Source organism: Celeribacter sp. (assembly GCF_048259695.1).
In the GTDB taxonomy this organism is placed as follows: domain Bacteria; phylum Pseudomonadota; class Alphaproteobacteria; order Rhodobacterales; family Rhodobacteraceae; genus Celeribacter.
The window spans coordinates 634,026-651,013 of sequence record NZ_JBLXHL010000001.1; the positions used below are offsets into that span (position 1 = coordinate 634,026).

Consider the following 16,988-nt stretch of genomic DNA (forward strand, 5'->3'; position numbering starts at 1 on the left):
CCCCATAACACCTGGGAGAACACCATATGTTCAAAACACTTCTTGCCTCGACCGCCTTGGCTCTTGGCCTTGCCGGTGCTGCCGTGGCTGATGATGAAAAAACCAAAGTCGGCTTTGTCTACGTTGGCCCCGTCAACGATGGCGGCTGGACCCAAGGTCACGATCATGGCCGCCTCCTGCTCGAAGAGCACTTCGGGGACAGCGTTGAAACAGTCTTCGTTGAAAACGTTCCCGAAGGCCCCGATGCCGAGCGCGTGATGACCCAGATGGCGCTGACCGGCACCGACCTGATTTTCACCACCTCCTTCGGGTTCATGGATCCGACCATCAACGTGGCCGAAAAATTTCCGGACGTGAAATTCGAACACGCAACAGGCTACAAAACCGCCGACAACGTTGGCACCTATTCCGCACGCTTCTATGAGGGTCGCGCAATTCAGGGCCACATCGCGGGCAAGATGACCAAATCCAACATCGTCGGTTACATCGCCTCCGTGCCGATCCCCGAAGTTGTGCGCGGCATCAACTCCGCCTACATCCACGCCAAAAAAGTGAACCCCGATGTCGAGTTCAAAGTCATCTGGATCTTTGAGTGGATGAACCCCGCCAAAGAAGCAGACGCCGCCAAAGCGCTTATCGAACAGGGCGCGGACGTGATTTTGCAACACACCGACTCCACTGCTCCCCTCGCCGCAGCCCGCGATGCAGGCGGCGTGATCGGATTTGGTCAAGCCTCCGACATGTATGAGTATGCGCCATCCCCCCGCGTGTCCTCCATCATCGACAACTGGGCGCCCTACTACATCGCCCGCACCCAAGCCGTCATGGATGGCACATGGGAGAGCGTGATGACATGGGACGGCATTTCCACCGGCATGGTCGGCATTGGCGAGATCACCGACGCGGTTCCCGCGGACGTCAAAGCCGAAGCCGAAGCCATGCGTGACGCCATCGCGGCGGGCACCTACCACCCGTTCACCGGCCCGCTCAACAAGCAAGACGGGACACCGTGGCTTGCCGAGGGCGAAGTGGCCGACGATGGCACACTCGCCGGCATGTCGTTCTTTGTGGAAGGCCTGACAGGCGACATCCCACAATAAGCCGCACCTCGGTCGCGGCCCGACAAGGGTCCGACAAAGGTCCGACACATGTCCGACACGCGATCAGGGCCCGTTTTACGACGGGCCCTTTTTCTATTGAACTGGCGGTTTTACGGCCTGCGCCCCCGCCGGACGGGACCGGACGGCATAGGCCCAAGCCGCAATATGATGACGGCAGAACGCCTCCGCCCGCGCCGACGTCAACTTATTCAAAATATCGAATATTTTTGACAAAGATCAAAGCCCCGCCCCCCGCGCCATGCGCATGGTGGCGCAAACAAGTCATGCGGACAAAGGAGTTTCCTCAATGAACTGGGCCGAAAAAAACGAAACCATGCGCGATGCGCTGCGCAGCCTCAACAAAGCCAACCGCAACATCCCCAAAGGGTTCGGGGCGATGTCGCAGGCCGCGATGGAAGGCGACCTGTTGGACGGCAAGACCAAGGAAATGGTGGCCCTGTCCATCGCCATCGGCGTGCGGTGTGAACCCTGTGTCGGCTTTCACGTCGAAGCCTTGGCCAAGCAAGGTGCAACACGCGAGGAACTGGCCGAGATGCTCGCCATGTGCGTCCAGATGGGCGGAGGTCCGGTGTTGATGTACGCCGCTAAAGCATTGGAAGCATGGGATGAATTAACGGCATAACGCCGGACACACGCCAAAGGAAAACGCGCCACGGCAGAACCGTTGGCGCGTTTTTTCAGTCGTAAATTCAGGTCAGCTATTCAGCAACCTCTTCAATCTCTTCGACCTCTCGCGTCACGCTACAGCTTTTACGCGCGCCGCGTTGGTTGCATTCGATCGTGAGAATCTCTTCGGTCGGAACCTGCGCAATCTCGGTGCCTTCGTCCTCGCTGGATTTGAAACGGGCAAAAAATCCCGCCTTTTGCGTAGCGTCCTGCGCCGCCGCAAATGCACCATCCGCATCCGTCACGGTCATCTGCGCTGCGGCCTGATGATCCTCTCCGGCCTGCGCAAATCCGCCCGACATTTTGGAGTACTCAACTCCGACAAACCCGATCGCACCCAAGCCTGTGACCAAAACAGCAACCGCAAACACTTTACCCAATGACGCCATAAGACAATCCACATCTTTAAAATATCCGGCTCTAACCTCACATCGAAATCGGGCAAAAGTTTGAAGCCTCGATGGTCTTTGTTGGTTCACAACGGCTGACCCGTCTTGCGGCGAGCGGGGGCGCAGGCGCCTTGCCGCGCTGCCGCATGGGCGCTAATCTGTGGGCCGAATGACGAGGGAGCCGTCCATATGAAAATTTGCCGCACAAAGGCCGAAATCCGCGCAGCCGTCACAGGGTTCAAATCCGGCGGCGACGTGGTCGGGTTGGTGCCAACCATGGGATTCTTGCATGACGGGCATATGACACTCGTACGCGCCGCAAAGGCCAAATGCGACCGCGTTGTTGTAACGATCTTTGTGAATCCGACCCAGTTTGGCGACAGTGCCGACCTCGACGCCTACCCGCGCGACGAGGCCCGCGATTTTGCGCTGCTTGAGGCTGAGGGCGTGGATGCGGTATTCTGCCCCGACGTTGACGAGATGTATCACCCGCACAAACAGACCACGGTTGTAACCGAACGGTTGGAACACATGCTGATGGGCGCCCTGCGACCCGATCACTACAAAGGCGTGTGTACGGTCGTCACCAAACTGTTCAACATTGTGGGTGCGGACGAGGCATTCTTTGGCGAGAAAGACTATCAACAACTTCTGGTTATTCGCACGATGGTGCGCGATCTGGACATTCCCGTGGGCATCAACGGCGTGCCAACCGTACGCGAGGTCGACGGATTGGCCATGTCGAGCCGCAATGTGCGGCTAAGCGCCGAGGACCGTCAAGCCGCCCTCATCCTCAACAAGGCTCTGGCATTCGGCGATTACGAGGCCTCGGACGGGCGCACCGCTGCCGACCTCGAATCCTCGATCCGCACCTTTATCGAAAAAGAACCCCGCGCCAAAATCGAAACCGTCGATGTGCGTGACGCCGCAACGTTAGAGCCGGTCGAGGGACAGATTTCGGCCCCTGCGGTCATTCTTCTCGCCGTGCGTTTCGGCGATGTGCTACTGATCGACCAACGCGTCGCCGACCCGAGCTAAGGAGCCAGATATGTCAGCCCAAAACGAAATGATCCGCCGCATCACCGTCCCGCAAATCCGTGATCGCAAAGGCGGCGAGCCGATTGTCTCCCTGACCTCCTATCACGCACACACAGCGGCGATTGTCGACAAACATGCCGATTTCATCCTCGTCGGTGACAGCCTCGGGATGGTGATGCACGGCATGGAAAGCACCGTTGGTGTGCCGCTCGACCTGATGGTCATGCACGGACGTGCCGTTGTCCGCGGCACCAAACGGGCGCTGATCGTCGTCGACATGCCGTTCGGCACCTATGAGGAAAGCCCCAATATGGCGTTTCGCAACGCCGCGCTGATCATGAAAGAGACCCAGTGTCAGGCGGTCAAACTCGAAGGCGGCGCCCGCATGGCCGAGACCATCAAATTCCTCGTAGAGCGTGGCATCCCCGTGATGGCCCACATCGGCCTCACGCCCCAATCCACCAACGTCATGGGCGGGTTCAAAACCCAAGGCCGCGATGAGGACACGTGGAACATGCACATCGCCGATGCCAAGGCCGTCGCCGAGGCCGGTGCCTTTGCCGTGGTCGTCGAGGGTGTCGTGGAGCCGCTCGCAGATCAAATCACCGCAGCCGTCGACATTCCGACAATCGGAATTGGCGCGTCCAAAAATTGTGACGGGCAGATTTTGGTGCTCGAAGATATGCTTGGCCTCAACCCGTGGGTCCCGAAGTTTGTCAAAAAATATGGCGCACTTGGCCCCGCCATTGAGGACGCCGTGGCGCAGTACGCAGACGACGTAAAATCCCGCGCCTTCCCCGGTCCCGACAACGTCTATAACAACAAAACATAAACCGGAGGCCTCTGCGCGGCTGCGCACAAAAGCCCTTCGCAAAGCGGTGTTTACGCGCGCCACCGAACACTCCCATATAGGGAACAGAAAAGGAGGCGCGCTATGACATTCCGCCCTGTAAAATCAGAAAGCCTCGCCGAAGCGACCCTCGAGGGTGCGGGCGTTCACCTGTACCGCGCGTTCGGCTTTCACAAGCCCCGCGAGTTTGATCCGTTTTTGCTCTTTGACGACTTTCGCAACGATGACCCTGCGAAGTTCGACAAGGGGTTTCCGTGGCATCCGCACCGCGGCATCGAGACAATCACCTATGTGCTCGACGGCGAAGTCGAACACGGCGACAGCCTTGGCAATCGCGGCGTGTTGGGCGCAGGCTCGGTGCAATGGATGACCGCCGGATCCGGCATCATGCACCAAGAGATGCCGCGCGGGAACGCCAACGGCCAGATGCACGGGTTCCAACTATGGGCCAACCTGCCCTCCGCGCTCAAGATGACCGCGCCGCGGTATCAAGACATCCAGGGCTCCGACATTCCCGACATCATCGACGATGACGGCACCCGCGTGAAAATCGTAACGGGCAGTTTTTGGGGCAAGCGCGGCCCTGTGGACGGCATTGCCGCCGATCCGCTCTACCTTGATGTGAGCGTGCCGCCCAACACCACCAAACGTCTGCCTGTCGACACCTACGCCAATACATTTGCCTATGTGTTTGCGGGCGCGGGCAGCTTTCGCGATGCCTCCGACCCGTATGGCGTGCGCGTCGAAAAAGAGGTCGCGGGAGAGGAAATCAACATCCGTGACCTGTCGGGCAACCGTACCTTGGTCAACTTTGACACGGGCGACGAGGTTGTGGTGCGCTCTGGTCCCGAGGGTGTGCGGTTCTTGCTTATTTCCGGTCAGCCGATCAAGGAACCTGTGGCGTGGCACGGCCCGATCGTGATGAATACCCGTGCCGAATTGCACCAAGCGATGCAAGACCTCAACAACGGCACGTTCATCAAAGATCAGCGCGACTGACCCCGATCCACACAGCAAAAAGCGGAGCCGGTCGGCTCCGCTTATGTGTCGCACCAGACCCGATTACATACTCGACACGCGGGCCGCAAAACTGTCCACGGCCTCTTTCGCCTCGGCTTTGGTCTTGCCGTACTTTTCTTGCAACAAGCCTTCGAGTTGTTGACGGTCGCCCTCGGCCTGATCCAGTTCGTCATCGGTCAACTCGCCCCATTCCTCGCGGGCTTTACCTTTGAATTGTTTCCATTTTCCTTCGATAATATCCCAAGACATAATGATCGTCCTTTCGTGCAAAATGCGTTTCGTATCTGTAGAGACAACGCATTCAGGGGCATGAAAGGTTCCCGAAAACCTCAAATCATGTCGGGAACGACCATATCAGGCGGGCGGTGGCCATCGGCAAAGGTGTAGATATTGAGCAGCACCTTTTCACCCATTTCCACACGCCCCTCGACCGTGGCCGACCCCATGTGCGGCAACAACACAACGTTGGGCAATTCACGCAAACGCGGGTTGATCTGGTTGCCGTGCTCGAACACATCGAGCCCCGCCCCGCCAATCTCGCCACGGCGCAGCGCACGGGTGAGCGCATTCTCGTCGATGACCTCGCCACGGGACGTGTTGACGATCACGGCGGAGGGCTTCATCAACTTGAGGCGCCGTTCATTGATCAAATGGAACGTGGCGGGCGTATGGGGGCAGTTGACCGATACCACATCGACCCGCGCCAACATCTGATCGAGACTGTCCCACCACTGTGCCTTGTAATCCGCTTCCGTGGCCGGATGTAGCCGCGTACGATTGTGATAATGCACCGACATGCCAAACGCCGACGCACGCCGCGCCAAGGCCCGTCCGATCCGGCCCATGCCCAGAATGCCGAGTGATTTACCGCCAATACGTTGTCCCATAAAGGCCGTGGGCGCCCATCCGCCCCACTCCCCCGACTGCATGAACTTCATCCCCTCGGGCATCCGCCGCGTCACGGCAAGGATCAGCCCCAACGCCATGTCGGCGGTGTCTTCGGTCATCACACCCGGGGTGTTGGACACAAGCACGCCACGGGCATGGGCGCCCACCACATCAATATGATCAACCCCCGCGCCATAGTTGGCGATCAGCTTCAACCGCCCCCCCGCAGCGTCCAACATTTGCGCATCAATGCGGTCGGTGACACAGGGGACGATCACATCCGCCTCGCGCATCGCGTCAATTAAGGCCGCGCGCGACATCTTTTGATCCGTCTCGCTCAATCGCACATCAAACAGTTCACGCATCCGCGTCTCGACCGCGACAGGAAGGCGGCGGGTGACGATGACCTTGGGACGTTTGTCCGGCATTTTTGCTCCTTCGTGGCGTCAATGGAGACGCCGTTGCTGACCCCCATTGTGCAAACAGCATTGCATCTGGGCAAGGGGTATCCGATAACAACGTGATGGTAAGACGCCCGACCAACGGGCGCGCGCCTTTTATTGTTATACACGATCGTAATAAGTGCTTTTGAGGCCATGAGGGTGGAAATGCAGGGGTTGAACACAGTGTCCTTGAAAAAGAACACGCAGCATCCACAAGACACAAAGCCGACGCGTCGCCGCATCAAGGGGTGTGTGGTGCAATATGCACTATTGGCCGCGTTGATTGCACTGGTCCTCACCGGACAGGCCTCCGCCCAAGAGGCCGCGACCACGGCCACAACCGTGGAGCAAGACACCCAAAGCACCCCGCAAACACAGCCTCAAGCAAAGCCGAACGACGTCACCGCAGCCCCCGCCGAACCCCAAACGGACCGTGGCACAGTGACCAACCTGCCGCTGCCACGATTTGTTTCGCTCAAGGCCAACAATGCCAACTTGCGGCGGGGTCCGTCCCTGAGCCACCGTATCGATTGGGTGTTCAAGCAACGCGGTTACCCGTTCGAGGTGATCGCGGAATACGGCCACTGGCGGCGCGTGCGCGACAACGAGGACGCGACGGGGTGGATTCACTACACGCTGATCTCGGGCGTGCGCACCGCAATCGTGACAAACGACACCGTCGATCTGTACCGCAAACCAGACAGCGCAAGCCGCCTGTCCGCCCATGCGGAAAAAGGCGCAATCCTCAAGCTGCTCGAATGCAACATCTCGTGGTGCGAAGCGAGTGCGGGGGGCTACAAAGGGTGGGTGCTCAAATCGGGCCTTTGGGGCGTTTACGACGACGAGATCCTAGAATAGCCGGTGATGATAGAGCACCTGACATCTCCCCTTGCCGCCCGCAATATTCCCGCAGGGCTGAAATCGGTTGTCATCCATGCCTATGGCAGTTGGTTTGACGCAATCACCCGGTCAAAGCACGATTTTTTCGTCAAACTGTCCGCGCAACTGGACGCCCGCGCCATGCGTGTCCACCTTGTCGAGGGCAACAGCCGCACCAGCCAGACACTTTTGCAAAGTCCCCACCTGCACATTATTGTGGGCGGCCCCGCAATGTTTGGCCCGACCATCCTGCACGCGCACCCCTCGTATATTTGGGGATTCTGGTATCTCGACGAACTTGGCTTCGGATGGGAAAGCTCATTGCGGTTCGCCGCATTTTCCGCCGCCGATGTCGACCGCGAACAGGCCGACTATTTCAACAATGGCGTGAGCAGCTACATGTTGACGCAAAACGTCTCGAAACTATGGCAGGAACCGCGTCTGGCGGCGCCCCTCGCCCCCGCATCGGCGGTGGTATTCTGTCAGGGGATCGAACACCGCACGCCGCGCCGCCACTACCTGACCACCGAACAAATGATCCGCACCGCGTCTGCGCATGATCCCACCTCCTTCGTCTACGTCAAACCGCACCCGCTTCAATCAAAGCAGGCCCGATTGCGGGTGATGGACATCGCCGCCACCCTGCCCAACGTCAAGGTGATAGACGCCTCGGTCCATGATCTTATCAAAGCCTCGGCCATGGTCATCACCCAAAACTCGTCAACGGGGTTCGAGGCACTGATGCAGCGCAAACCGGTCGCAACCTGCGCCAAATCCGATTACTGGCACGCCACCCTCACCCCCCGAACCACCGACGATCTGAGTGCCGCCCTGACCCACGGGGCCGAAACGATGCGCGACTTCGACTACGCCGGCTATTTCCATTGGTTCCTCGCCCGCAATTGCCTCGAACCCGCCAAGGACGATTTCGCCGCCCGCGCGTGGGCGCGCATCCGCGACAAATTGATGTTGAACTGACCGCTCGAAAAGCGCGACACTACGGATGATGACAGACAATAGATTAAACCTCTCCGCAGGCATCGCCTCCGTGAGCGTCGCCGCGATATTGGTGATCGCCAAACTGTGGGCATTGTCCCAAACATCCGCGCTCTCCATCGGGGCTTCCCTTGCCGATAGTGCAATGGACCTGATGATGGCGCTCGGCGGCTTGATGGCCATCTACTACGCCGCCCGCCCCCCCGATGACGACCACAGGTTCGGCCATACCTCTGCCGAAGACCTCGCCGCCCTCGGTCAATCCGTCTTCATCCTGATCTCGAGCGGTGTTATCGCCGTCTCGGCACTGCGCCGCCTGTTGTCGCCCGCCCCCGTACAGGTCGGACAGGAGGCCGAAGGCATCGCGGTGATGGTATTCTCCATTGCGCTCACTGTCGCTCTCGTACTGTGGCAACGCCGCGTTGCACAGGCCACGGGGTCCAAAGTTGTCGCTGCCGACAGCCTGCATTACCTCGGCGACCTCGTCCCCAACATCGGCGCAATCATCGCCCTCATGGCCTCCGCCGCATTCGGGCTCACCATGATCGACAGTGTGGTCGCCTTGGGCGCCGCGGGGATGCTTGCCTTTGGCGCGCTACAGATTGGCAAGGGGGCATGGGACGCCCTCATGGATCGCTCCGCACCCCAAGACATCGTGGACGACCTCGAACGGATCACCCGCAACTTTGACGGCGTTGACGATTTCCATGACCTAAAGACGCGCATGGCGGGGTCAAAGCCCTTTGTCCACGTGCATATCGAGGTGAACGGAGATCAAACCCTGCGCGAGGCCCATGCCATTTCTGCAGGCCTAAAACGCGCCATTCTCGATGCCTACCCGCGCGCCGATGTCATCATCCACAAGGATGTGACAGGCGAGGCAGATTGAACCGCCTCGCCCGATTTTACGTCCTAGCCCTCGACCAGACCGCGCCCTTTGAGCAGCGCGCCGACACCCGGCATCCGTCCACGAAACGCGGTGTAAAGCGCCTCAGGGTCGCTTGATCCACCACGTGACAGGATGTTGTCCTCAAGGCTTTTCGCCGTCACAGGATCAAACGCGCCGTTCTCATCAAAAGCCTCGAAAGCATCGGCATCCATCACCTCCGACCACATGTAACTGTAGTAGCCCGAGGCATAGCCATCCCCAGAAAACACATGGGCGAAATGCGGCGTGGCGTGGCGCATGGTAATCGCGTGCGGCATGCCGATCCGCTCCAATATTTCGGCCTGTGCCTGCATCGGATCGGCGGGGGCGGCCCCGTCATGGAAATCAAGGTCGACAAGCGCCGAAGCCACATATTCGACCGTTGCAAACCCCTGATCATAGGTCTGGGCCGCCAACAGCCGCGCCAGCATATCGGCGGGCATCGCCTCGCCTGTCTCGGCGTGCGTTGCAAACTCCTCAAGCACGGCAGGAACCTCCAACCAGTGCTCGTACAGTTGCGACGGAAGCTCGACGAAATCACGCGCCACCGAAGTGCCGGAAATAGACTCGTAGGTCACATCCGACAGCATTTGATGTAGCGCATGTCCGAACTCGTGGAACAATGTGCGCGCATCATCGTAGGACAGTAAATTGGGTTGCCCTTTGGGTGCTTTGGCAAAATTGCACACATTGACAACGATCGGCGCCACGGGGGCGCCAAGCTTTTTCTGGCTGCGCATCGCCGAACACCACGCACCGGACCGCTTTGATCCACGCGCGAAATAGTCGCCGATAAAGACCGCGAGATGTTTGCCATCGCGCGTCACATTCCACGCCCGTACATCACCGTGATACAGCGGCACATCGAGCGCCTCGAACTGCAACCCGAACAGGCGCGTGGCGCAGGTAAAGGACGCCTCGATCATGCGATCCAGTTGCAGATAGGGCTTTAACTCCGCCTCATCGAGATCATGCTCGGCCTTGCGGCGACGGGCGGAATAATAGCGCCAGTCCCACGGCTCCAACGGTCCCTCGAACCCGTCCGCGTGCAGCATGGTTTCCAAAAGACGCGCATCACGTTCGGCGGCCTGTTTAGCGGGGGTCCAGACCTGCATCAACAACCCGCGCACCGCATCGGGTGTCTTGGCCATTTCGGTTTCGAGTTTGAAATCGGCAAAACTGTCATAGCCCAAAAGCGCAGCACGCTCTTCGCGCAGCTTCAGCGTCTCGGCGGCGATTGCACGGGTGTCGTTTTTGCCCCCGCGCGCCCCGCGTGACGTCCACGCATGAAACGCCTTTTCGCGCAGGTCGCGACGCGGCGAGAATTGCAAAAACGGCGAAATCAACGAACGCGACGTGGTCAGGCAAGGACCAGACAGCGCCTTTTCCTCACCCGCCGCGCGTGCGGCATCGACGACAAAGGCGGGCAATCCGTCCAGATCCGCCTCGGATAATTCCAGAAACCATTCCGCCTCATCGGCCAACAGACGCTGTGTGAATTCGGTGCCAAGTGTCGCCAGACGTGACGAAATCTCTGCCATACGGGCCTTGTCCGCGCCTTCGAGTTTCGCGCCAGAGCGCACAAACGACCGCCGCGTCAGCATCAAAACCCGCGCCTGTTCGGCGTCGAGGGCAAGCGTGTCACGCGCCTCCCAAAGCGCCTCGATACGGGCAAAAAGCGCGGCATTTTGGGTGATTTGGGTCGAATACTCGGCTAAAGCGGGCGAAAAAACACGCTGCAACGCCTGACGGGCATCGTTGCTGTCGGCCCCTGCGAGATTGTAAAACACCCCGAGCACACGGCTCAGCGCATCCTCGGCCTGCTCCATCGCCTCGATCGTATTGGCAAACGTGGGCGGCTCGGGATTGTCCGCGATGGCACGGATCGCGGCGTGCCCCTCGGCAAGGGCGGTGTCGAATGCGGGTTGGAAATGGGCATCCTCAATCTGCGCAAACGGCGGCAAATCGAACGGGGGATCCCAAGGGTCGAGAAGCGGGTTGGTCATGCGTGTCTCCTTTGAGAGACAAGCTATGTGCGGCGCAGGTAAAGGAAAAGTGTCAGCCGCCACAAATCGGACAATCGGCCCGCTTTTTCACGGAAATCACCCGTGTTTCCGCGTAAAGCGCGTCGTGGATGACCAAACGCCCCGACAGGCCCTGTCCCGCACCCGTGATATGCTTGATCGCTTCCATCGCCATCATGGTGCCAAGCACCCCGGGCAAGGGTGCGGCAACCCCTGCCTCGGAACAGGTCGGAACCATGTTTGCGGCGGGCGGTTGGGGAAACACACATTGATAACACGGGGCCGTGGCATCGCTGTTATAGGTGCTGATCTGGCCTTCCCACTGGGTAATCGCGGCGGCGATCAACGGCGTCTGATGCGCGGCACAAAGGCGGTTCACGAGATAGCGCGTGGCAAAATTGTCGGAGCCGTCAAGCACGAGATCGTACTCCGCAACCACGGCCCCGCTGTCCTCATCCAAACGCCGGTTATAGGGGCGCACCTCGACAAAGGGGTTTTGCGCCGTCATTGCCATTTCGGCAGAAAACACCTTGGGCATGCCAAGACTCGCGTCGGTGTGAATCACCTGGCGTTGCAGGTTCGAGGCATCGACCACATCGTCGTCGATCACCCCGATCGTCCCGACACCACTGGCCGCGAGATATTGCAACACGGGCGAACCAAGTCCGCCCGCTCCGATCACCAGAACCTTCGCCTCTTTGAGCTTTTTCTGACCTGTTCCGCCAATGTCGCGCAGGATGATATGGCGCATGTAGCGTTCCAGTTCGGCCTCGCGAAACGGGCCTGTTTCCGGCGTTCCGGGGTCGTTTTGCGGCACACGCGCACGCAATTTCGACAGGCCGAACCGATATCCGATGACCACAATTGCCCCGCCACCAAGCAGCGCCCATTCCCCGAACGCCCCCCCGAACGGGTTGCTCGCGGGCGCAATCATCACGGCCAGAAGCACCGCGGCGTAAAGCACACCGATCATCGCCCATCGGGCGCGGGACGGCGCACCCGTCAGCGCCCCGATACCCCAAAGACAAGCCGCAAGAAGCAGAAAAACCGTCATAACCGTTCCTTACCTGCGCCCCGTGGAGCCAAACCCCCCATCGCCGCGCACTGTCGCACTGAGGTCATCCACCACGTCGAACGCCGCCTGCACCACGGGGGCCACAACCATCTGGGCGATGCGGTCGCCATGCGCCACGGTGAACGCCGCGGTGCCGTGGTTGATCAAAATCACACCCACAGGCCCGCGGTAGTCCGCGTCAATCGTACCGGGGGCATTGGCAAGCGTGATGCCGTGTTTGAGCGCCAATCCCGAGCGGGGGCGGATCTGCACCTCGAAACCGACAGGGATCTCCATTCTCATCCCGGTCGGGATCAGGGTCCGCGCCCCTGCATCGATCACGATCCCCGAGGCCCGAACCGCTTCGGGCAAATTCGCCCGAAGGTCCGCCCCCGCCGCTTGCGCCGTTTCGTAGGCAGGAAGAGCCACCGTGCGGTCGGCATCATCAAGCCATTGGATTTTAACGGGAACGCCCATCGCATTGCTCTCTTTCACTATGCCTGAAATCCTTTGCTCAGGCGATTTCATCCGCAATCCGAAGCGCCAGTTTTTGCGCCACCTCGGCCTTGCCCATACGCGGCCAGACGTCCGCACCCGTCCCCGAGATCAAGGTGACCGCGTTGTCCGCGCCGCCCATAATGCCTGTTTCGGGACGGACATCATTGGCCACAATCCAGTCGCAGCCTTTGCGCACCCGCTTGGCTGTGGCGTTTTCCAACACCTGATCCGTCTCGGCAGCGAACCCCACAACAAGCGGCGGGCGCCCCGCTGTCATCTGGCTCACAGCCGCGAGAATATCGGGGTTTTCCGCAAATTCCAGAACAGGCAAGGCCCCGTCTTTTTTCTTGATCTTTGATCCGCTTTGCGCGGCCACACGCCAATCGGCAACAGCGGCGGCGAACACGGCCGCATCCGCCGGCAAGGCCGCCTCAACCGCCTCTTTCATCTCACGCGCGGTCTCGACCGCAACGACGGTGACGCCCGCGGGCGGGGCCACATCGGCGGGTCCCGTGACAAAGGTCACACGCGCCCCGAGATCACGCAGAGCAGCCGCAATCGCCGTGCCTTGCGCCCCCGACGACCGGTTGGCGATGTAGCGCACGGGATCAATCGGCTCATGGGTCGGACCAGAGGTGACAAGGATATGTTTGCCCTTGAGCGGGCCACCCGAAAGCGCGGCGGATGCGGCGGCAATAATGTCGCTCACCTCGGCCATACGGCCAAGGCCGAATTCACCGCAAGCCATATTGCCCTCATCCGGACCGACACACAAAATACCGTCGGAGGCGAGCGTGGCCACATTGCGCTGACAGGCGGGGTGATGCCACATCCGCACGTTCATCGACGGCGCAATCAGCACGCGTTTGTCCGTCGCCATCAACAGGGTGGATGCCAGATCATTGGCCAGACCACTGGCCATTTTGCCCACCAGATCGGCGGTGGCGGGGGCAACCACAACCAGATCGGCGGCACGGGATAGTTCGATGTGGCCCATCTCGGCCTCATCGGTCAGGTCGAACAGGTCGCGATAGGTTTTCTCGGCGGACAGGGCGGACACTGACAGCGGCGTCACAAACTCTTCGGCCGCTTTGGTGAGCACAGGCACAACCCGCGCGCCCTCATCGCGCATCCGCCGGATCAGATCGAGCGATTTAAACGCGGCGATCCCGCCGCCGATAATGAGCAGAATGGTCTTGCCGTGCAGCATGATGAACCCCCTTGGCCAATGGACAAAGGTGTAAGCGGGCCAGTGCCGAAAAACAAGGACTTGGCGGACATGCGCGGCCGATCCGCGCGACCTTAATGCAGCAAAGACTGCAGCGCCTCACCATGCTGTTCAAGCGACTTGCGCATCTTGCCAAAGGCCGCGACCTCCAACTGGCGCACGCGCTCTTTGGACAGCGACAATTCATCGCCAAGGCTTTCCAATGTGCGCGGATCATCAGCCAGTTTACGCTCGCGCAGGATCAACCGTTCGCGTTCGCTCAGGCCATTCATGGCGTCCGTGATCCACCCTTTGAGCTGCATCTGGTCATGGGCCTCGCCCACCATCTCCGCCGTGGTTTCACCGTCATCGGCCAAGGTGTCGATCCATTCGCGGCCTTCATCCTCGCCCGATTGCTGCGCATTGAGCGAAAAATCAGACCCCGACAGGCGCCCGTTCATCATATCGACATCACGCAGCGGTACACCAAGCTCCATCGCGATTTTTTGGTGCAACTGGTCGCGATCAAGGCGCTCACCTTGGGTGGACGCCTCGCGCTCGAACCGCGCCTGAACGCGGCGCATATTGAAAAACAGCGACTTTTGTGACGAAGTGGACCCCGTTCGCACAAGGCTCCAGTTGCGCATCACGTAATCTTGTACCGAGGCTTTGATCCACCACACCGCATAGGTCGAAAACCGCACGCCCCGATCGGGGTCGAATTTGTCGGCGGCCTTCATCAACCCCAATCCCGCCTCCTGGATCAGGTCATTCATCGGCGCACCGTAGCGTTTGAATTTTGCAGCTTGCGAAATAGCGAGCCGCATGTAGGCACTGATCAGGCGGTGCAATGCGGCCTCGTCACGATGATCACGCCATGCAATCGCAAGGTCGCGTTCCGTGTCGGCGTCGAGCATCTCCGCCTTCATCGCGCGGCGTGAAAAACGTTGATCCTGCGCAGTGATATCGAGGGCCATTGTGAAACTCCCAGGTTGGCTATGCCACGGCTGATGAAGGTCTCATCGGGAGGCCTCATTGCGGGCATTTGATAGTCCTGTTACGAAACGCTAACGCATACGGATGACAGAAAGTTTCAAAAATATGTGCGCAACCCTCACCCTTGTGCTCGGCGGAGCCTCTTCCGGAAAATCGAACATCGCGGAAAAGCTATGCTTTCACAGCGCGTTAGATCGCGTGTACCTGGCCTCTGCGCAGTGCTTTGACGACGAGATGCGCACAAAGGTTGATCGCCACCGCACCGAGCGCGGCACAGACTGGACCACCATCGAGGAACCGTTTGACGCGGCGCGGGTGATCCGCGCGGCACAGCCGGATCAGATCGTACTGTTTGATTGCGCGACGTTGTGGCTCACCAACCATCTGTTGGCCGGACACGATCTGGCTGCGCAGACCCGGACGCTACTGGCTGCGCTGCGTGACACCCCCGCACGGGTCGTCATCGTCTCTAACGAGGTCGGCCAAGGGATCGTGCCGGACAACGCCCTGTCGCGCCGGTTCCGCATCGCCCAAGGCACACTCAACCGCCAATTGGCCGACACCGCGGGAACGGTGATCGGCGTTATGGCGGGCCTGCCATTCATGCTCAAAGGTCCGCGGCCCGAGGCACTCGGATGAGCCACCTCTACCTTGTGCGCCACGGGCCGACCCATGCCAAACGCTTTGTCGGGTGGACGGATGTTCCCGCCGATCTGTCCGAGACGGATAAAATTGCACGCCTCGCCGCCGCCCTGCCCCACGCGCCGGTCATCTCGTCAGACCTGTCGCGGGCGGTCAAAACGGCGGATGCCATTCAGGGACAAAGGCCGCGCCTGCCCCATGATCCACGCCTGCGCGAAACCTATTTCGGCGCGTGGGAAGGCCTGACATGGGCCGAAATCGAATCCCGCGATGGCGCACTTGCCCGCACAGTGTTCGAGACCCCCGGCGATACCGCACCGCCCGATGGCGAAAGTTGGAACACCCTCTCGGCACGGGTGGCAAGTGCCGTGGATGCGCTTACGGGCGATGTGATCGTGGTCGCACATATGGGCGTGATCCTGTCGCTGTTGCAAAAGGCGCTGACCTGCTCGCCCTATGAGACGCTTGGCCATGAAATCGCACCGCTGTCCCTCACCGTCATCCACCGCAAAACCGACTGGAAAACAGGCGGATGGGAGGCGGCCCGGATCAATCACTTCCCTGAATGAAATGTATCTCGATTATTCGGTTTTGTGATTTGTAAAAACCCCGTAGCGTAGCCCGATAACGCACAGGAGTTTCATATGTCTTACGATCTGTTTATTGGCGATAAATCCTTTTCAAGCTGGAGTCTGCGCGGTTGGCTCCTGTTGGAGAATTTCGGAATTCCCTACTCCGAACATATGCTTGGGCTATACGCGGGAACGATGTCGACCGAGATGGCCGCCCTTGCCCCTGCGCGCCTCGTGCCAACGCTGCGCACGCCTGAAGGGTGGGTTGTGGGCGAAACATCGGCCATTGCCGAAACCCTCGCAGAGCGCCACCCCGATGCCGGTCTTTGGCCCGAAGACGCCGAAGCGCGTAGCTATGCACGGTGGCTTGTCGGTGAAATGCACGCCGGATTTGGTGCGCTGCGCAATGATTGCAGCATGCAACTTATCCATGTGATGAAAGGGTTCACCCCGAGCGATGCAGTAAACGCGGACCTTGCACGCATTGATGATTTGCTTGGCCGCGCGATGGACCGCTTTGGCGGCGACGGGCCGTGGCTGTTTGGCGCATACTGTGCCGCGGATGCGTTTTATGCCCCTGTCGCGGCACGGATTGTCGGCTATGACTTGCCCGTCTCCGACCGCCTTCGCGCCTATGCGATGGCGCATCTCAATGATCCCGCCTTTCGCAAATGGCGCCGCGAGGGGTTGGAGGTCACCTATGACCCGATGCCCTATGACCTTGGCTTGCCCACCGAAGACTGGCCCGTAGCCGACTGACGTCAGCGCTCCCGTTAA

General features: G+C 60.0%; 19 protein-coding genes. 11 read left to right on the top strand and 8 right to left on the bottom strand.

Annotation, left to right across the window (positions count from 1 at the left end; all coding sequences use genetic code 11):
• Positions 1 to 26: 26 nt before the first annotated feature.
• Both ACN0Q0_RS03015 and ACN0Q0_RS03020 read left to right on the top strand, forming a co-directional pair.
• A complete protein-coding gene (locus tag ACN0Q0_RS03015) occupies positions 27 to 1,100 on the top strand; it encodes a BMP family ABC transporter substrate-binding protein (RefSeq protein WP_417241868.1) in 1,074 nt (357 codons plus the stop codon).
• Positions 1,101 to 1,407: 307 nt separating this feature from the next.
• A complete protein-coding gene (locus ACN0Q0_RS03020; RefSeq protein ID WP_417241869.1) occupies positions 1,408 to 1,743 on the top strand; it encodes a carboxymuconolactone decarboxylase family protein in 336 nt (111 codons plus the stop codon).
• A gap of 76 nt (positions 1,744 to 1,819) precedes the next feature.
• Here the strand turns inward: ACN0Q0_RS03020 and ACN0Q0_RS03025 are convergent, their stop codons facing one another.
• Entirely contained in the window at positions 1,820 to 2,176 is a 357-nt protein-coding gene (locus tag ACN0Q0_RS03025) for a hypothetical protein (RefSeq protein ID WP_417241870.1), read from the bottom strand.
• 189 nt (positions 2,177 to 2,365) lie between these two features.
• Between ACN0Q0_RS03025 and panC the strand changes: the two genes are divergently transcribed.
• From panC to ACN0Q0_RS03040, 3 genes are all read left to right on the top strand, one after another.
• Positions 2,366 to 3,214 (top strand): pantoate--beta-alanine ligase, encoded by an 849-nt coding sequence (gene panC / locus ACN0Q0_RS03030; protein WP_417241871.1) that lies wholly within the window; start codon positions 2,366 to 2,368, stop codon positions 3,212 to 3,214.
• A 10-nt stretch (positions 3,215 to 3,224) separates the two neighbouring features.
• Positions 3,225 to 4,046, top strand: a complete 822-nt coding sequence (gene panB, locus ACN0Q0_RS03035) for a 3-methyl-2-oxobutanoate hydroxymethyltransferase (RefSeq protein ID WP_417241872.1) — start codon at positions 3,225 to 3,227, stop codon at positions 4,044 to 4,046.
• A 102-nt stretch (positions 4,047 to 4,148) separates the two neighbouring features.
• Positions 4,149 to 5,063 carry a pirin family protein gene (locus ACN0Q0_RS03040; RefSeq protein ID WP_417241873.1) on the top strand — a complete coding sequence of 305 codons (915 nt, stop codon included), beginning with the start codon at positions 4,149 to 4,151 and terminating at the stop codon, positions 5,061 to 5,063.
• A gap of 63 nt (positions 5,064 to 5,126) precedes the next feature.
• Here ACN0Q0_RS03040 and ACN0Q0_RS03045 read toward each other — a convergent pair whose 3' ends face one another.
• Together ACN0Q0_RS03045 and ACN0Q0_RS03050 are read right to left on the bottom strand one after the other, a co-directional pair.
• The gene (locus ACN0Q0_RS03045) at positions 5,127 to 5,333 is read right to left on the bottom strand and encodes a CsbD family protein (protein WP_417241874.1); all 207 of its coding nucleotides are present in this window, start codon (positions 5,331 to 5,333) and stop codon (positions 5,127 to 5,129) included.
• Between the two features lie 80 nt (positions 5,334 to 5,413).
• Positions 5,414 to 6,400 (bottom strand): 2-hydroxyacid dehydrogenase, encoded by a 987-nt coding sequence (locus ACN0Q0_RS03050; protein WP_417241875.1) that lies wholly within the window; start codon positions 6,398 to 6,400, stop codon positions 5,414 to 5,416.
• A gap of 270 nt (positions 6,401 to 6,670) precedes the next feature.
• Here ACN0Q0_RS03050 and ACN0Q0_RS03055 point away from each other — a divergent pair, with 270 nt between their 5' ends.
• The 3 genes from ACN0Q0_RS03055 to ACN0Q0_RS03065 are packed head-to-tail and all read left to right on the top strand — an operon-like array spanning position 6,671 to position 9,179.
• Complete coding sequence (locus ACN0Q0_RS03055) at positions 6,671 to 7,273, top strand: SH3 domain-containing protein (protein WP_417241876.1); 603 nt, start codon at positions 6,671 to 6,673, stop codon at positions 7,271 to 7,273.
• Positions 7,274 to 7,279: 6 nt separating this feature from the next.
• Complete coding sequence (locus ACN0Q0_RS03060) at positions 7,280 to 8,272, top strand: hypothetical protein (RefSeq protein ID WP_417241877.1); 993 nt, start codon at positions 7,280 to 7,282, stop codon at positions 8,270 to 8,272.
• Positions 8,273 to 8,300: 28 nt separating this feature from the next.
• Positions 8,301 to 9,179, top strand: coding sequence for a cation diffusion facilitator family transporter (locus tag ACN0Q0_RS03065; RefSeq protein ID WP_417241975.1), 879 nt, complete (start codon positions 8,301 to 8,303; stop codon positions 9,177 to 9,179).
• A gap of 23 nt (positions 9,180 to 9,202) precedes the next feature.
• Here ACN0Q0_RS03065 and ACN0Q0_RS03070 read toward each other — a convergent pair whose 3' ends face one another.
• The 5 genes from ACN0Q0_RS03070 to ACN0Q0_RS03090 all read right to left on the bottom strand — a co-directional run bounded on the left by ACN0Q0_RS03070 (position 9,203) and on the right by ACN0Q0_RS03090 (position 14,978).
• A complete protein-coding gene (locus tag ACN0Q0_RS03070) occupies positions 9,203 to 11,224 on the bottom strand; it encodes a M3 family metallopeptidase (protein ID WP_417241878.1) in 2,022 nt (673 codons plus the stop codon).
• A 52-nt stretch (positions 11,225 to 11,276) separates the two neighbouring features.
• A complete protein-coding gene (locus tag ACN0Q0_RS03075) occupies positions 11,277 to 12,296 on the bottom strand; it encodes a HesA/MoeB/ThiF family protein (protein WP_417241879.1) in 1,020 nt (339 codons plus the stop codon).
• A gap of 9 nt (positions 12,297 to 12,305) precedes the next feature.
• Positions 12,306 to 12,773 carry a dUTP diphosphatase gene (gene dut, locus ACN0Q0_RS03080; RefSeq protein WP_417241976.1) on the bottom strand — a complete coding sequence of 156 codons (468 nt, stop codon included), beginning with the start codon at positions 12,771 to 12,773 and terminating at the stop codon, positions 12,306 to 12,308.
• Between the two features lie 37 nt (positions 12,774 to 12,810).
• Positions 12,811 to 14,004 carry a bifunctional phosphopantothenoylcysteine decarboxylase/phosphopantothenate--cysteine ligase CoaBC gene (gene coaBC, locus ACN0Q0_RS03085; protein ID WP_417241880.1) on the bottom strand — a complete coding sequence of 398 codons (1,194 nt, stop codon included), beginning with the start codon at positions 14,002 to 14,004 and terminating at the stop codon, positions 12,811 to 12,813.
• 92 nt (positions 14,005 to 14,096) lie between these two features.
• Positions 14,097 to 14,978, bottom strand: coding sequence for an RNA polymerase factor sigma-32 (locus ACN0Q0_RS03090; protein ID WP_417241881.1), 882 nt, complete (start codon positions 14,976 to 14,978; stop codon positions 14,097 to 14,099).
• Between the two features lie 124 nt (positions 14,979 to 15,102).
• Here ACN0Q0_RS03090 and cobU point away from each other — a divergent pair, with 124 nt between their 5' ends.
• The 3 genes from cobU (at position 15,103) to ACN0Q0_RS03105 (ending at position 16,970) form a co-directional block, all read left to right on the top strand.
• Positions 15,103 to 15,636, top strand: coding sequence for a bifunctional adenosylcobinamide kinase/adenosylcobinamide-phosphate guanylyltransferase (gene cobU, locus ACN0Q0_RS03095; RefSeq protein WP_417241882.1), 534 nt, complete (start codon positions 15,103 to 15,105; stop codon positions 15,634 to 15,636).
• Entirely contained in the window at positions 15,633 to 16,208 is a 576-nt protein-coding gene (locus ACN0Q0_RS03100) for a histidine phosphatase family protein (RefSeq protein WP_417241883.1), read from the top strand. The genes cobU and ACN0Q0_RS03100 overlap by 4 nt, the downstream gene beginning before the upstream one ends.
• 75 nt (positions 16,209 to 16,283) lie before the next feature.
• Complete coding sequence (locus ACN0Q0_RS03105) at positions 16,284 to 16,970, top strand: glutathione S-transferase (protein WP_417241884.1); 687 nt, start codon at positions 16,284 to 16,286, stop codon at positions 16,968 to 16,970.
• Positions 16,971 to 16,988 lie beyond the last annotated feature (18 nt).

Bases quoted from the DNA above. Each gene is read 5' to 3' on its own strand.
- ACN0Q0_RS03050 (WP_417241875.1), bottom strand. From the start codon at position 6,400: ATGCCGGACAAACGTCCCAAGGTCATCGTCACCCGCCGCCTTCCTGTC.
- ACN0Q0_RS03045 (WP_417241874.1), bottom strand. From the start codon at position 5,333: ATGTCTTGGGATATTATCGAAGGAAAATGGAAACAATTCAAAGGTAAA.
- ACN0Q0_RS03070 (WP_417241878.1), bottom strand. From the start codon at position 11,224: ATGACCAACCCGCTTCTCGACCCTTGGGATCCCCCGTTCGATTTGCCG.
- ACN0Q0_RS03060 (WP_417241877.1), top strand. From the start codon at position 7,280: ATGATAGAGCACCTGACATCTCCCCTTGCCGCCCGCAATATTCCCGCA.
- cobU (WP_417241882.1), top strand. From the start codon at position 15,103: ATGTGCGCAACCCTCACCCTTGTGCTCGGCGGAGCCTCTTCCGGAAAA.
- ACN0Q0_RS03020 (WP_417241869.1), top strand. From the start codon at position 1,408: ATGAACTGGGCCGAAAAAAACGAAACCATGCGCGATGCGCTGCGCAGC.
- ACN0Q0_RS03065 (WP_417241975.1), top strand. From the start codon at position 8,301: ATGACAGACAATAGATTAAACCTCTCCGCAGGCATCGCCTCCGTGAGC.
- dut (WP_417241976.1), bottom strand. From the start codon at position 12,773: ATGGGCGTTCCCGTTAAAATCCAATGGCTTGATGATGCCGACCGCACG.
- ACN0Q0_RS03100 (WP_417241883.1), top strand. From the start codon at position 15,633: ATGAGCCACCTCTACCTTGTGCGCCACGGGCCGACCCATGCCAAACGC.
- panB (WP_417241872.1), top strand. From the start codon at position 3,225: ATGTCAGCCCAAAACGAAATGATCCGCCGCATCACCGTCCCGCAAATC.
- ACN0Q0_RS03105 (WP_417241884.1), top strand. From the start codon at position 16,284: ATGTCTTACGATCTGTTTATTGGCGATAAATCCTTTTCAAGCTGGAGT.
- ACN0Q0_RS03075 (WP_417241879.1), bottom strand. From the start codon at position 12,296: ATGACGGTTTTTCTGCTTCTTGCGGCTTGTCTTTGGGGTATCGGGGCG.
- ACN0Q0_RS03040 (WP_417241873.1), top strand. From the start codon at position 4,149: ATGACATTCCGCCCTGTAAAATCAGAAAGCCTCGCCGAAGCGACCCTC.
- ACN0Q0_RS03025 (WP_417241870.1), bottom strand. From the start codon at position 2,176: ATGGCGTCATTGGGTAAAGTGTTTGCGGTTGCTGTTTTGGTCACAGGC.
- ACN0Q0_RS03090 (WP_417241881.1), bottom strand. From the start codon at position 14,978: ATGGCCCTCGATATCACTGCGCAGGATCAACGTTTTTCACGCCGCGCG.
- panC (WP_417241871.1), top strand. From the start codon at position 2,366: ATGAAAATTTGCCGCACAAAGGCCGAAATCCGCGCAGCCGTCACAGGG.
- ACN0Q0_RS03015 (WP_417241868.1), top strand. From the start codon at position 27: ATGTTCAAAACACTTCTTGCCTCGACCGCCTTGGCTCTTGGCCTTGCC.
- coaBC (WP_417241880.1), bottom strand. From the start codon at position 14,004: ATGCTGCACGGCAAGACCATTCTGCTCATTATCGGCGGCGGGATCGCC.